Origin of the sequence: Pseudactinotalea sp. (genome assembly GCF_048594945.1) — a bacterium.
Taxonomy (GTDB): Bacteria; Actinomycetota; Actinomycetes; order Actinomycetales; family Beutenbergiaceae; genus Pseudactinotalea.
The window spans coordinates 1-14431 of record NZ_JBMDXJ010000057.1; the positions used below are offsets into that span (position 1 = coordinate 1).

General features: G+C 70.7%; 12 protein-coding genes. 3 read left to right on the forward strand and 9 right to left on the reverse strand.

The annotated features are described in order from the left end of the window. Positions 1-48: 48 nt before the first annotated feature. The 4 genes from ACOJSN_RS02620 to ACOJSN_RS02635 form a co-directional block, all read right to left on the reverse strand. The gene (locus tag ACOJSN_RS02620) at positions 49-1710 is read right to left on the reverse strand and encodes an ABC transporter substrate-binding protein (RefSeq protein ID WP_420110955.1); all 1662 of its coding nucleotides are present in this window, start codon (positions 1708-1710) and stop codon (positions 49-51) included. Then, the gene (locus ACOJSN_RS02625) at positions 1707-2672 is read right to left on the reverse strand and encodes a GNAT family N-acetyltransferase (RefSeq protein ID WP_420110956.1); all 966 of its coding nucleotides are present in this window, start codon (positions 2670-2672) and stop codon (positions 1707-1709) included. The genes ACOJSN_RS02620 and ACOJSN_RS02625 overlap by 4 nt, the downstream gene beginning before the upstream one ends. Positions 2673-2743: 71 nt before the next feature. Continuing rightward, positions 2744-3445: a PIG-L deacetylase family protein gene (locus tag ACOJSN_RS02630; RefSeq protein ID WP_420110957.1), complete on the reverse strand. Its 702-nt coding sequence runs from the start codon at positions 3443-3445 to the stop codon at positions 2744-2746. Then, positions 3442-4623: an exo-beta-N-acetylmuramidase NamZ domain-containing protein gene (locus ACOJSN_RS02635; RefSeq protein WP_420110958.1), complete on the reverse strand. Its 1182-nt coding sequence runs from the start codon at positions 4621-4623 to the stop codon at positions 3442-3444. Before ACOJSN_RS02635 ends, ACOJSN_RS02630 begins: the two co-directional genes overlap by 4 nt. Before the next feature lie 147 nt (positions 4624-4770). Here ACOJSN_RS02635 and ACOJSN_RS02640 point away from each other — a divergent pair, with 147 nt between their 5' ends. The 3 genes from ACOJSN_RS02640 to ACOJSN_RS02650 all read left to right on the forward strand — a co-directional run bounded on the left by ACOJSN_RS02640 (position 4771) and on the right by ACOJSN_RS02650 (position 8135). Beyond that, complete coding sequence (locus ACOJSN_RS02640) at positions 4771-6273, forward strand: glycoside hydrolase family 3 protein (RefSeq protein ID WP_420110959.1); 1503 nt, start codon at positions 4771-4773, stop codon at positions 6271-6273. Position 6274: 1 nt separating this feature from the next. Next, positions 6275-7474 carry an anhydro-N-acetylmuramic acid kinase gene (locus ACOJSN_RS02645; RefSeq protein WP_420110960.1) on the forward strand — a complete coding sequence of 400 codons (1200 nt, stop codon included), beginning with the start codon at positions 6275-6277 and terminating at the stop codon, positions 7472-7474. A 163-nt stretch (positions 7475-7637) separates the two neighbouring features. Continuing rightward, positions 7638-8135: a hypothetical protein gene (locus ACOJSN_RS02650; RefSeq protein ID WP_420110961.1), complete on the forward strand. Its 498-nt coding sequence runs from the start codon at positions 7638-7640 to the stop codon at positions 8133-8135. A gap of 11 nt (positions 8136-8146) precedes the next feature. On the opposite strand, the gene ACOJSN_RS02655 is transcribed toward ACOJSN_RS02650, so the two are convergent. The 5 genes from ACOJSN_RS02655 to ACOJSN_RS02675 are packed head-to-tail and all read right to left on the reverse strand — an operon-like array spanning position 8147 to position 14264. Continuing rightward, a complete protein-coding gene (locus ACOJSN_RS02655) occupies positions 8147-8800 on the reverse strand; it encodes a response regulator (RefSeq protein ID WP_420110962.1) in 654 nt (217 codons plus the stop codon). A 46-nt stretch (positions 8801-8846) separates the two neighbouring features. Continuing rightward, positions 8847-10355 (reverse strand): leucyl aminopeptidase family protein, encoded by a 1509-nt coding sequence (locus ACOJSN_RS02660; protein ID WP_420110963.1) that lies wholly within the window; start codon positions 10353-10355, stop codon positions 8847-8849. A gap of 13 nt (positions 10356-10368) precedes the next feature. Continuing rightward, positions 10369-12027, reverse strand: coding sequence for an AbgT family transporter (locus ACOJSN_RS02665; protein WP_420110964.1), 1659 nt, complete (start codon positions 12025-12027; stop codon positions 10369-10371). A gap of 25 nt (positions 12028-12052) precedes the next feature. Further along, a complete protein-coding gene (locus ACOJSN_RS02670) occupies positions 12053-13849 on the reverse strand; it encodes an SLC13 family permease (protein WP_420110965.1) in 1797 nt (598 codons plus the stop codon). Between the two features lie 31 nt (positions 13850-13880). Then, positions 13881-14264, reverse strand: a complete 384-nt coding sequence (locus tag ACOJSN_RS02675) for an SHOCT domain-containing protein (protein WP_420110966.1) — start codon at positions 14262-14264, stop codon at positions 13881-13883. Positions 14265-14431: the final 167 nt, after the last annotated feature.

A 14431-nucleotide genomic window follows, 5' to 3' on the forward strand; every position in this document is an offset into this window, starting at 1 on the left:
GGGGGGGGGGGGCGGGCGCCCCCCGCGCCCCCCCCCCCCCCACGCCGGTCATCCGGCCGGGGTCAGGTTCCGGACGACAAGCAGCATGTCCGGGGTCTGGAACGGGGCACCCAGGGCGTAGGGGTTGTCCTCGTTCGGGAAGCCCTCCCACCGGATGGTGTTGTACTGATACCAGTTCGGCGCCTGGATCATGGGAACGACCGGCATCTCGTCGACGACGATCTGCTGCAGGTCCGCGAGCGCCTGCTGCTGCTCCTCAGGGTCGTTGCTGGATGCGTAGGCATTCAGCGCGGCGTCCGCGTCGTCGTCGTAGAACCGACTGAAGTTCTGGTTCACGCTGCCGCCGTCGGCGGACCGGTACTCCGAGCTCATCATCGCGCGATACACGTCGAACGGCGTCTGCCCGATCGCGACCGAGGACAGCGTCATCTCGAAGCTGCCTGCGTTGCGGGTCTCGACCCAGGACTCGAAGGAGATGCCCTGCGGCGACACCTGGATACCGATCTTGGCGTACTGCTCCTCGAGGAGCTGGCTGATGGTCACCCAGTCCGCCCAGTCCGACGGGATCTCGAGCGTGTACGACATGGGATCGCCCGCCGGTGTGGTGCGGATCCCGTCCGAGCCCATCGTGTAGCCGGCCTCATCGAGGAGCGCGTTCGCGGCGTCGACGTCGTAGCTGAAGGCCGCGTCCGCGAGCGCCGGATCGAGCGAGGTCTCGTAGGCGGGCAGCGGCAGCCCGGTCGGATGAGCCGGCGGGGTGTAGCCCTGCATGGCGACCTCGGAGATCTGGTTGCGATCCATGCCCAGGCTCAACGCCTCACGCAGCGCGGGGTCGTCGAACGGCGCCTGCTCGTTGTTGACGGTGAGGCTGACCAGCCCGCCGCCGGGGTACCAGTAGCCGCGATGCTCAGGGTCGCCGTTGACGAAGATCTCGTCGATGTTGGCGACGAAACCACCGGACCAGTCGAGCTCGCCGCCCTGCAGCTTGGTGGTGAAGGTTTGCTCGGTGTTCGCCGGGTAGCGGATCTCCTCGACCTCGATCTCGTCGGCTGCCCAGTAGCTGTCGTTCTTCGCCAGCGTGTACAGCTGCTGGTCGAAGCTGCCCACCACGAACGGGCCGGTGCCCACCGGCTCGGCGTTGGTGAACTCCAGCGGGTCCTCGACCTCGCTCCAGATGTGCTCGGGAATGATCACCGTGTTACCGATGGCACGCTCGAACGCGAACATCGACTCACCGAACGTGATCTCGACCGTGGTGGGATCGATCGCCTCGGCCGAGGTGACATCGAGCGCAGACAGGTTGGTGGCCGGCTGCTCGACGAACAGGTTGAACGTGAAGGCGACGTCGTCGGCGTCGAAGGCCTCGCCGTCGGACCAGGTGACGCCTTCACGCAGCGTGTAGGTGATGGCGGTGCCGTCATCGTTGAACTCGCCTTCCATCGCCAGCCACGGCTCGGGCTCGTCGACCATGGGCGTCGACACGAACAGAGGCTCGTAGATGAAGCCGCGGGTCCCGATCAGCACCGTGGAGGAGAACGGGTTGAAGTTCTCCTGGTAGGAGTTCGCCGAGTTGGCGTGGATCGTCAGCGGCGGGACCTCGCCGTCACCGCCACCCCCGCCGCCACCGCCGTCGCCACCGCCGCTGCAGGCGGTGAGGGCGAGCGCCGCCGCAGCGGCGCAGGCCACGGCCCTCGTGATCGTTGCTCTCATGGTGAGTTCTCCTTCGAGCTCGTCGGGATCAGGTCGCGTCGCATCACGTCGAAGCGACGGGTCACGGTGAATCCGGTGCGCCGGTACAGGTGGCCGGCGGGTGAGTCCTCGCCGGTCCAGAGGAACCAGGCGTGGTGAGCGCCCTCAGCGCGCATCGCGGTGAGGGTGTCGTGGAGCAGCACCTTGCCGAGGCCGGTCCCCCGCAGCGACCCCGCGACACCGAACGGGCCGAACCGCTCGCGCAGCCCCCGGTAGGCGCCGAAGATCGCGAAGCCGCACACCCCGTCCGGGCCGCGGACCACGCGCAGGCGCGTGAGGTGGCCGTGCCGGATCAGGGCCTCCCGCACGGCGTCGGCCCAGTCGGGTGCGAACTCGGTGCGCGCGAGCTCAAGCACGGCGGGCAGGTCGTCGTAGCGGGCGGCGCCGACGTCGTATCCCGAGGCACGTCGGTCCGCGGCGAGGCTCAGGATGTCGGCCGGCAACTGATAGGTGCTGAGGTCGAGCGACATCGCGGCTGCGGTGTACCTCTGCTCGAACCCCTGCGAGCGCAGCAGTGCGACGGCCCCGGGGTAGGCCTCGGCGTCCACACCCGGCAAAAAGTAGGCGCGCGGGTAGCCGCTGACCTCCGCCCAGGCTGCGCCGCGGGTGCGCAGCGACTCCACGGCGCGCTCGAGCAGGCGCGCTCCGATTCCCTGGCGCCGGTGATCGGGGTGGACACAGCCGAGGGTGATCCACCCTCCCGTCACGCTCCCGGCGGGAGCGGCGGTCGCGTAGACGAACCCGACGGGCCGACCGTCGATCTCGGCGACCTGCAGGCCGTCGGCGGTGAAGGCCGGATCGAGCAGCACGTTCTCGGCGAACCAGTCCTCGTCGACGGCGTCCTGCGGGCTGGCGACCCGGAGCAGCTCCGGCAGCGCCTGAGCGTCGCCGTGGCGGTGGCTGCGATAGCCGATGGCACTCACAGGGCTACTTGGTCGCGCACCGACGCTCGCTCCGGTCCTCGCTTCGCTGCGGTCCTCACTCGCTGGTGCACTCACAGTGCCTCCACCCGGGGTTCTGCGTCAGCGAGGGCGACGGCGGCCGGGACCCGGGCGAGTGCGCCGCGGGTGGTGAGCTGGGCGTCGTAGTAGTCGATGTAACGGAATCCGTAGGTCTCGCCGCGCGCGAAGGCCTGGCCAGCGATCGCCTCGCGCCAGCGCCGCCTGGCCTCGTCCTCGATCGCGACGTACGCGGTGGCGCTGAAGCCTTCGGCGTCCTCCCAGTTCTCGGTGCGCAGCACCCTGCCGACGCCGTGGCGGCTGCCCTCAGCGGTGTCGCTCTCCTCCCAGCCGGGCAGGCCCGCCAGGAAACGAGCCCGGTCGGCGGCCAGGCTCGCCTGCTCGTGGTCGCGGTGGATGCTCCGCGGCCAGTGCGAGAGCAGCAGCTCCGGGCGGATTGCGCGAATGTCGCGGGCGAGCCGCGCGGCGACGTCGTCGTCCGCGGTGAGGAAACCGTCGGAGATGTCGTCGTAGACGATGATCTCGGCGCCGATGCCGGCGGCGAATGAGTGGGCCTCGTCGATCTTCTGCTGCCGGTAGTCGTCGATGCTCATGCGGGGGTGGCCGCGCTCCCCCGGTGTCAACGCCAGCAGCACCGACCGGCCGCCGTCGAGCACGTTCTGGGCGAGGACCGGGCCGGCGGCGAGGTCCATGTCACCGATGTGGGCGCCGACGGCGAGGATCGTGCGCGGCGTCATGGGTTCTCCTCGAGGCGGGGGTACAGCAGCAGGTCTGGGCAGATCCTGGCGGCGACAGGGCTGGCGGCGAGCACCTCGTCGAGGCTCGCTCCGGAGTCGATCCCCTCGCGCAGCGTCGCCGATCCCCAGAGCAGGTCCAGGAACGGCGGCCGTGCCGGGTCGTGCTCGCGCCACAGCTCCTGATCGGGGTACAACTCGGCCACGGTGCTCAGCAGCGTCCATCCGGTCAGGATCGGATCGAACGCGTCGGCGTCCTGGACATGGAGCTGGACTCCGTGCACGGTCTGGTCCGCGAAGGCATGGAACGTCGGTCGGAAGACGGCCTCGCGCACGGCCAGGCCCGGCAGCCGGTGCTCGCGCATCGCCGCCGCGAACCGCGCATCGGTCCATGGTGCTCCGCAGAGCTGGAACGGCTTGGTGGTCCCGCGCCCCTCCGAGAGCGTGGTGCCTTCCAGGAGCCCGGTCGCGGGGTAGAGCAGTGCCGTGGCCGCAGTGGGCATGTTGGGCGAGGGCAGCACCCAGGTGTCGTCGGCCGCTTGCCGCTGGCCGTGCCAGCCGCTCATCCCGACGACGGTGAGGTCCACGTCGGAACCCGTGGTCTGCGGGACGTGCTCGGAAGCGAACCAGCGAGCCAGCTCCCCGAGCGTCAGCCCGTGCTGCAGCGGGATCGAGGTCCGGCCCACGAAGCTCGCGCAGGCGGGCTCGAGGCCGGGACCGTGCACAGTGCCGCCGAGTGGGTTGGGACGATCGAGCACGGTCACGCGGCGGCCGAGCCGAGCGGCAGCGCACAGCAGGTCGAAGAGCGTCCAGGTGTAGGTGTAGAAGCGACACCCGATGTCCTGGAGGTCGACGACGATGTGCTCAGGCGCCCCGCACAGCAGCGCGTCGAGCTGCTCGCCGGCGACCCCGTAGGTGTCGAGAACGGCGATGCCGGTGGCGGGGTCCTCGCCGTCACCCTCGCTGAGGCCGGCCTGGACGGCGCCCCAGTAGCCGTGCTCCGGTGTGAGCAGGGCACCGATCTCGACGCCGGCGGTCAGCAAGGCGTCGACGCCGCGGCCGAGGTCCTCGGTGACGCTGGTGTAGTTGGCGCACAGGGAGATCGGGCCGGGACCGAGGAGGCCCGGGTCGTCGAGAGCGGCCTCGAGACCGGTGCTGCTCGAGCGTGCTGCCGCCGTCATCGAACGGATCCCCCTGCCACATCGCGCGGATTGAGGTAAGTACGTTACACACATTCGCCTGATTGGTCACCTGTTTACATTAGCGATGAACGGTGCTAGGTTCCGACGCTCGACGTCGACCCAGATCGTGGAAACGGAGTGGTTCCCTTGTCCCGGGACCGAGACGACCGGTCGCTCGCGCTCAGGGTGCTGCTGCCCGGGTTCACCGGCACGACACCTCCGCCGTGGTTGCTTCGCGCCGTGGAGCACGGTCTCGGTGGGGTGGCGCTGTTCGCGCCCAACACGCCCGACCTCCAGACCACGCAGCGCCTCACGTCGCGGCTGCGCGAGGCCGGTCCGGCGATCGTCGCCACCGACGAGGAGGGCGGCGACGTCTCGAGACTGCAGGCCATGACCGGCTCGACGTTGCCGGGGCCGGCCGCACTTGGCGCCGTCGACGATCTCGACCTGACACGGCGGGTGGGCGCGGCACTGGGCAGGCTGCTGACCTCGGTGGGCGTCGATCTCACGCTGGCGCCGGCGATGGACGTGGCCTCGGAGCCCCGCAACCCGGTGATCGGAGTGCGCTCGTTCGATCCGGATCCCGCGCTCGTCGCCCGGCACGGTGTTGCGATGATCGCCGGACTGCAGTCCTCGGGTGCGGCAGCATGCGCCAAGCACTACCCCGGGCACGGCGACACCACCGTCGACTCCCACCTGACGCTCCCGTTGCTCGAGATCGACGAGGACCTGCTCGCCCGCCGCGAGCTGATGCCATTCGAGGCGGCGCTGGCGGCCGGGGTGGACGCGGTCATGACCGGCCACCTGCACGTCCCGGCGCTCGGTCCCGCACCGGCGAGCCTGGAGCCCGCGGTCACTCAACGGCTGCGCGCGAGCCCCGGCGGCGAGGACGCGGTGGTGATCACCGACGCCCTCGACATGCGCGCGGTGACCGGCCCGCGGCTCGCCGGGCTCGGTGAGGTCTGCGTGCGCGCCCTGCAGGCGGGCGCGGACCTGCTCTGCCTCGGGACCACGAACGGGCGGGACGACGAGGCGATGCTGACCACTGCCGTCGATGCGGTGGTCGACGCGCTGCGAGACGGGCGGCTCGCGAGCGAACATCTCGAGCGATCCGCAGAGCGGCTGGCCCGGTTGCGTGCTCGCCGTTCCACGCCGGAAGACCTCGATCCCGGTGCCTCGCTGGCAGCGTTGTCAGCCGTAGGCGCCGAGGCGGCACGGCGTGCCACCACGCTGGTGCGCGGAGATCTGGGCACGGTGCGCGGGCGGCTCGGCGCAGGTCCGCCGTCGCTGCAGGACCGGCGCCGTCCGGCAACGACGGCGAGCGGTCGCTTGGCACCTGGCTGCGCCACGGCACTCGGCGCGTGCCACCCGGGAGCCGTCCTTGTGCGAGCTGACGCCGATCCGGAGGGCTGGAAGCGGGCGCTGGACGTGATCGACGGGCGCACCGCCGTGCTGGCCCTCACGCGCGAGCCGATGGCCGATGAGGCCGAGGCAGCAGATCTGCAGCACGTCCTCACACGCCGACCCGACGCCGTGGTGGTGCACGGCGGGGTACCGGCGGGCGCGCCGGACGCGACCACGCTGGTGCTCGCGCACGGCGTCGGCCTCGCGAACGCGCGCGCCATGCTCGAGCTGCTGGAAGGGCGTTGACGTGCGCGTGCTCGCGCTGAGCTCCGGGACCTCGGTGGACGCGATCGACGTCGCGCTGGCCGATCTACGACCGGACGAGCAGGAGGTGACCACGCTGGTGCTGACGCCGCTCGGGCATCGGGAGGTGCCGTGGCCCGGCGAGCTGCGCACCCGGCTGCTCGAACTGGCGACGAGCGCGACCGGACCGGGGACCTGGTGCTCGCTCGACACCGAGGTCGGACGCGCGTTCGGCGACGCCGCGGCGGACGCGCTCACGACCCTCGGACCCGCAGATCTGGTGTCCTCACACGGACAGACGGTCTTCCACGACGTTGTCGACGGCGTACCGCGCGGCACGCTGCAGATCGGTCAGGCCGCGCAGATCCATGCCTGCACGGGTCTGCCCGTGGTGTCCGATCTGCGGGCGGCCGATGTCGCCGCCGGCGGTCACGGCGCGCCGTTGGTGAGCCTGCTCGACGCGTTGCTCTACGCCGACCGCCCCACCGCGGCGATCAACATCGGCGGGATCGCGAACATCACCGTGGTGGGTGCTGACAGGGTGGTCGCCGGCGACACAGGACCGGGCAACGGGCTCCTCGACCAGGCCTCTGCGGCGCGTGGCGCGACCCATGACGTCGACGGCCGCTGGGGGCGCGCGGGTACGGTCGACCAGGCTGCGCTCGCGTGCCTGCTGGACGACCCCTACTTCGCCGCGCCGCTGCCGCGGAGCAACGGGCGCGAGCACCTCGACCTCGCATGGGCCTCGTCGCGCCTGCGTGCGCGCGGAATCCCCGCACCGGTGGGAGACGACCTGTTCGCGACGCTCGCCGAGGTCACAGTCCGCACTATCGCCGACGGCGTCGAGCAGGCGTGCAGGCAGGCGGGGTTGTCCGGCGCACCGGACCTCGAGCGTGTCCTGGTCACGGGCGGCGGCCTGCGCAACCCGGTGCTGATGGAGGGCCTGCGCGCTCGACTGCCGCAGCTGCGCGACGAGGTGGAGATCGGGCTCGACCCCGACGCGAAAGAGGCATACCTGTTCGCGCTGCTGGGCTACCTGTCGGTGCACGCGCTGCCTGGGACGACACCGGTCGAGCGCGACCGGCCGCAGGGGCTCCAGGTCACGGGCGCGGCCCGGCCGGTGGTCTTGGGATCGCTGACGCCACCGGTGCCGGTGGCCGTGGATCCGGCAGTGGACCGCCCGAGGCGACTCCGGATCGGCTGAGCCGCCGGCGGACCTCAGCGGTGGATGAGGTCGAGCCAGTTCGATGGCACCCGACCGGCCGGCTCGGGTGCGGGCTGATCGAACGTGCCTGAGTGAATGGATCGCTCAGTACCTCTCGGCATGGCGTCGGCAACAGCAGCACTGTTCACGACAGTGTCATGGCATGAGGTGGACGGCGGTCGGGCTCGCGGTGCTGCTCGCCCTGGCTGGGTGCGCCGGCTCGGGCGACGACACCCCCGCGGACGCGTCGCCTCCTTCGGTCGTCCTCACCACCGATGACGGCGAGATCGAGTTGGCCCCCTGGTCCTTCTGCTGGAGCGGGAACGGCGGCGGCGCCTGCGGTGACGGCTTCGAGCCCGAGGACCCGCCCGCAGTCGGGGCGCCGATGCGCGTGGACATCACGTACGCCGAGAACGGCTGGCTGTTCGACGCGACCTTCACGGAGGTCACGGACGACCCCTGCCCGCTGACGCTCACCACGACCGCCGAACCCATCGGCGACGGCGTGCACCGGCTCGAGCCTATCGGCCCGGCCGGCGACTGGCAGGTGCGGCTGTTCGGCACGGGCCCCCAGGGCGACCTCTCGGTGACCTTCGTCTGGACCACCTCGTCGGCTGCGGACATCGACATCGTGGCGACCGAGACCGTCTGCGCGAGCTGAGACCCGCCCGGCTATCCCCAGTTCAGGCGGTGCGGAGGGGTGGGGATGACGCCGTCCTCGACGGCCCGCCGGTACAGGTCCACCTTCGTGTGCGCGGGCCGATCGTCCGCGGCGTACTTGAGCCGGATCCGGCGGATGTGGTCGAGCACGGTCTCCCGCCCGATGCCGAGCAGGCGTGCGACACGATCGGCCTTCTCGCCGGAGGCGTACAGGCGCAGCACCTCGGTCTCGCGGTCGGTCAGCCGTACCGAGGAGTCCGGGTCCGCGTCGATCGCCGCCGCCCAGTCCGACGACGCCGCCACGGTTCCCGCCGCGACCCCACGGATCGCCGCCACGAGTTGGACCCCGGGCTCGGACTTGCGGACCATGCCGTGCACGCCGGCGCGAGCGGCCGCCCGCACGAGGCTCGCGTCCTCCCCCGAGGTGTAGGCGAGCACCGAGGCGCCGATCGCGAGCAGCGCGCTGACATTACCGGCGGGGTCCGAGCCATCGGGAAGCCGCAGGTCGAGGATCACCACGTCGAGATCGACCGCGTCCGCCACCAGGGCGGGCACCGATGAGGCGATCGCCACGACCTCGAGGTCCGGCGTGGCGCCAAGCAAGGCTCGGATCCCCACGACCACCACCTCGTGGTCCTCAACGATCCCGACTCGAATGGGAACCACTGCCCGCCTGTCGTCGCGCTGACCTCCCCGGTAGTTGATCCTCCCACTACTTCTGGAAATTGACCACCAGGTCGACGAGCAGTCTCGCGCCGAAGCCGGTCGGCCCGCGGTTGACCCAGGCATCGGGAGCCGGCGCCTGGGCGGTCCCCGCGATGTCGATGTGCGCCCACGGCGTCCCTGAGACGAAGCGCTCCAGGAACAACGCGGCCGTGATCGCGCCGGCGTTGGGGCCGCCGAGGTTCTTGAGATCGGCGATGTCGGAGTCGAGCTGCGAGGCGTACGACGCGATCAGCGGCAGCTCCCACACCAGCTCGTCGGCGTGGTTACCGGCCTCGCTCACCGCCGCCACCAGCGCCGGATCATTACCCATCACGCCCGCGACCTCGGTGCCGAACGTCCGCAGGCACGCACCCGTGAGCGTGGCCACGTCCACGATCGCGTCGCAGCCCGCCTCCACCGCCAGCACCAGGGCGTCCGCCATCACGAGCCGCCCTTCAGCGTCGGTGTTGATCACCTCGACCGTGGTTCCGCCTCGCATCGTGAGCACGTCGCCGAGCTGCATCGCCGTGCCCGAGGGCATGTTGTCGGTGCACATCAGCCAGGCGTCCACACGCGCCGGGCACGCCAGTGCGGGCAGCACCAGCATCGCGGCGAGAATGGCGCCGGCACCGGTCATGTCGTTCTTCATCTGCGAGTGCGACTCGTCGCCCGGCTTGATGCTGATGCCGCCCGAGTCGTAGGTGATGCCCTTGCCGACCAGCCCAAGATGTCCGGTCGGCTCACCGGCCGGGGTGTACGTGAGGTGGACCATCCGGGGCTCCCGCTCGGAGCCCCGGTTCACGCCCAGCAACCCACCGCACCCCAGGTCGACCAGACCCGCCAGGTCGGTCACCTCGACATCGAGCCCGACGGCGGAGCCCAGCTCCGTCGCGACCTCGCCCATCGCCTCTGCCGTGAGCAACGAAGCCGGGCAGGCGGCCAGGTCACGACTGACCAGGGCTGCCCGGGCGGTCACCAGGCCGCGGGCTGCGCCCGCGGTGACATCGTCGCCGTCGCCGTCTGCCGGCACGAGCACGATCGAGGTGACGGCGACGGGGTCGCCGGGCTTCGCCGTCGAGCGCAGATCGAACCGGTGGCGAGCGAGCAGCACGCCCTCGACGATCGCGGCCGCGGCCGCGGCCACCCCACCGGGAAAGGGTGAGGGCACGTGCATGGCGAGCGCGGCGTCGGCCGGGACCGCACGTGCGAATGCTGCCGCGGCGTCGCGCACCGCCGCCGCGTCGAGCGAGCCCTCCTCGCCCAGGCCGACCGCGACCCGCGCGGGTCCCTGCTCACGCGGCTCGGCGAGCGTGGACCCGACGGCGCCGGTGTACCCGGCCCGGTTCAGGGCTTCAGTGGTGGCCTCCAGCGCGGCCGGCACGTCACCGCCGGCGAGTATCGGGAAGCCGACCGCCTGGGCGTCCTCGCCGTCACCGGTCGTGACCGAGACGTCGGCGAACCAGGACGGCGCCAGTCGGGTGACCGGTGTCGCTGTCGGAAGCGGTGGGGTTGTCATGAGGACCTCCGGACTAAGTGATCTGGACGGGGGCGTCCGGCCCCCACGGGATGCCGAGCAGGAACCACGCGACGAAGAGCACGGTCCAGGTGAGCAGGATGACCACGGTGTACGGGAGCATCAGCGAGATCACCGTGCCGAGCCCGGACTTCTTCACGTAGCGCTGCGCGATCGTGACGATGAAGGGCAGGTAGACCATCAGCGGCGTCACCACGTTCATCGGTGAGTCACCCACCCGGTAGGCCGCCAGCAACGTCTGGGGTGCCACACCGAGCGTCGCGAAGATCGGGATGAACACCGGGGCGAAGATCGCCCACTTCGGGATCAGGCCGGGGAGGATGATGTCGAGCAGCAGGATCACCAGGATGAAGGCGACCAGCAGCACGAGCGCCGGCACCTGAGCCTGTTCGAGCAGGCCGGCAGCCTCCACGGCGGCCACCGTGGGCAGGTTCGTCCAGTTGAAGAGGGCGATGAACTGGGCGATCATCAGGAACATCACCAGCAGCCCACCGAGCGAGCCGAACGTCTTGGCGATCGCACTCACGATCGCATCTCCGCCCTTGAGGGTGCCTGCCCCGCGCCCGAAGGCGATCCCGCAGAGCAGGAAGCCCAGCGAGATCACGAAGATCAGGCTCGCCATGAACGGCGTGGTGCCGATGAGGTCGCCGGTGGCGGGGTCGCGCAGCGGGGCGCCGGGTGGCAGCGCGAGCGCCAGCACCGCGACGACGATGCCTAGCGCGGTCCAGCCGGCGAACTTCAGGCCTCGCGCCTCGGCCGCGGCGTCGATCTCCTCGGCCGGCGCTGCACCATCGCCCGCGTCCTTCGGGTCGTACTTGCCGAGCCTCGGCTCGACGAACTTCGTGGTCAGGAACGTCACCACGACCGCCAGCACCAGGGAGCTGACGATCGAGAAGTAGAAGTTCTGCGTGACGTTGATCGACTCCATGCCGAGCGTGCCGAGCACGTCGTTCGTGATCTCGGTGAGCATCGAGTCGCTGGGGGTGATCAGCAGGTTGACCCCGAACACCGCACCCACCGCGGCGAACACGCCGGCCATGCCGGCGAGCGGGTGCCGACCGACCGAGGCGTAGGCGGCCGCCGCCAGCGGGATGAGGATCAGATAGCCCGCGTCGGTCGCCACCGAGGACAGCACACCGACGAAGATCAGGATGAAGGGCAGCCACCTCGCGGGAGCAACCTTGACCACACGGCGGATCAGCGCACCCATCATCCCGGCGACCTCGGCGACACCCACACCGGCCATCGAGATCAGCACCACGGCGACCACGCCGAAGCCGGCGAAGTTGTCCACGAACGAGGAGAAGAAGAAACGCAGCCCCTCGATCGAGAGCAGGCTGCGCACCTCGAACTCCTGCTCTACGACGACGAACTCCGGCAGTGTCGCCGGCTGGCCCGTGGTGGAGTCGTACAGCGAGTAGTCGCCGCCCAGATGCTCCACGACCGAGGCGAAGTCGTCCTTGGGGACCGGCATCACCACCTCGTCGGTGACCGACACGCCCGCCCAGGACAGCAGCGCCGAGAGCACCGCGATGAAGCCGATCAGGTACACGAACAGCACCGTGGGGTTCGGCACCTTGTTGCCGGCTCGCTCGATGCCGTCGAGGAACCGGGCCATGCGACCCCGTGAGACATCCTCCACAACCTCACTCATGACGCACTTCCTCTCAGAGATGCCATCACACCGCCCAGATGAGCGGGATCACGAGAACAGCGACCGCGAACCACGCCAGGGTGATCGCGGCGCCGAGCTTCCAGTAGTCGCCGAACCGGTAGCCGGCCGTGCCCATCACGATCATGTTCGCGGGCGTGGCGATCGGCGTCAGGAACGAGGCCGCACCGGCTACGGCGACGAGCATGAGCACCGGAGCGGGCGCCACACCGGCAGCGGCTGCCGAAGCGAGTGCGACCGGCGCCACGATCAACACCGTGGCGGTGTTGCTGATCACCTGACCCAGCACCACCGTGAGCAGGAACAGCAGCGCCAGCAGCACGCGTGCATCGGCGCCTGCCACGAGGGTGACCAGGCCGCCGGCCACCACGTCGGCAGCCCCGGACTCGGTGATCGCCACGGACAGCGGGATCAGTCCGCCGATCAGCACGACCGTTTGCCAGGAGACGGCCCGGTAGGCGTGCGCGGGCGTGACGACCCTGGTGAGCACCATGAGTCCGGCGCCCACGAGCGCCGCGATCGCCGGCGTCACCACGCCGGTGGCGAGCAGCACCACGGTCACCGCGAGCACCGCGAGCGCCCACCACGCCCGCCGGCCCAGCGGAGCGTTCTGGCGGCGGACCAGGTCCGGGTCATTGACGGGCAGCACGTCGGAGTCACGCGTGAGGTCCGAGACCGCCGACCACGGACCGTGCAGGAGCATCAAGTCGCCCTCCTGCAGCGTGGTGGTGCGTGGCCCTCGACTGCGCCCGAACCGGGAGACCGTGAGCAGCATGAGACCGGAGCGGATCTTGCCCGGGAACACCTCTTCGCCGACGAGCCGCGAGCGCGGTGGAATGACCACCTCGACCACGCCGTCGTCGTAGGAGAGGAGACCTTCGCGGCGGCTCGCGGTCATCGGGGCGACGGTGACGGCGAGCGCGTGCTGGCGTCGGAGGGCCTCGACGGCGACGCTCTCGCCGGAGACCACGATCGCGTCATCGGTCGCGAGTGGCTCGTCGAGCCCGGCCACGCTGCCGTCGGCGCGCTGCACGCCGATCGCGACGACATCGCCGTCCACCAGCTCGGCGGCGCTGGTGCCGAGAGCGGCGGACCCGTGCGGTACCGCGAGTCGGTAGAAGCCGCGCCGGAGCTCGTAGTGGTCCACGACGGTCTCGACGTGTCGGGACAGGTCAGCCGCGGCGCCCTCAGGTTCCCGATGCGGCAGCAGGCGAGGGCCGAGCAGCAGGCAGACCGCGATCGTCACCACCACGAGCGGGGCGCCGATCAGGGCGAACTCGCCGTACCCGAAGGGGGTGCCTGCGACATCGAGAAGGGCGTCGGAGACGATGACGTTGACCGTGCTGCCGGACAGCAGCAGCAGGGCGCCGGCGCTCGCGGCGAACGCCACCGGCATCAGCAGGTCGGAAGGCAGCAGCCCGGCGCGGCGGGCCGCCGTCACCGTGACCGGCAGCAGCGCGGCGGCGGCGCCGTTCGGCGTGACGAAGGCGGCCAGGAGCGCCGCCAGGGCGGTCAGGCCCAGCAGCAGCGCGGCCCGACCGGTGCCCGCGTGCCGCACCAGCGTCTTTCCCATCCAGGCGGTCAGGCCCGAGGCGTCCAGGCCCTCCGAGATGATGAAGAGGCCCGCGATGAACACCACGATCGGCTCGCCGAAGCCGCCGATCGCCGTGCTGGCATCCACGACACCAGTCGCGTACAGGGCGAGCGCCGACATCACGGCGACGAGCCCCACCGAGACGCGGTTCCAGATGAACATCGCCACGGTGCCCGCCAGGATCAGCAGGCTGAGGGTTACGTCGGACATGACTGAGGCCGGCGGCGGCCGCCCTTGGCGCTCATCGACTCGCGAGGACGCGAGCCTTCAGGTCGGCGAACTCGGCGTCGGTGATGGCCCCGGAGGCGAGCAGCTCGTGCGCCTTCGCGATCTCCGAGGCCGGCGAGGAGCCCGCGACCGAGCGGATGTAGGACTCCTGCGCGGCCACGGCGTCGTTCGCGGCACCGATGCTGCGCGTCGTCATGCCTCTGCCCCGGACGAGGAGGTAGGTGAGCGCACCCAGCAAGGGCAGTGCGATCAGGAAGAGCACCCACAGCGCCTTGGCGAGCCCGCCCGTGGTGCGGTCTCGGAAGAGGTCACCCACGATCTGGAACAGCACGATCAGATAGGCGAACAACAGGAAGATCTCGATGACGAGCCAGAACCAGTGCCAGAACGTAGACAAGGAGCCCTCCCAAGGCGTGCGAGTTTGACGACTTCTTGAAGGCTAGGGAGGGCCGCGAAGGAGCGGGTATCCCCAGAACTAGGGGGAGTGCTGCCGCAGGTGTGGACGCGGGCTCTGCGTCGGGGAGCCCACCCCTAGAGTGACCGCCAGAGGTCGAGAGAGGCAGG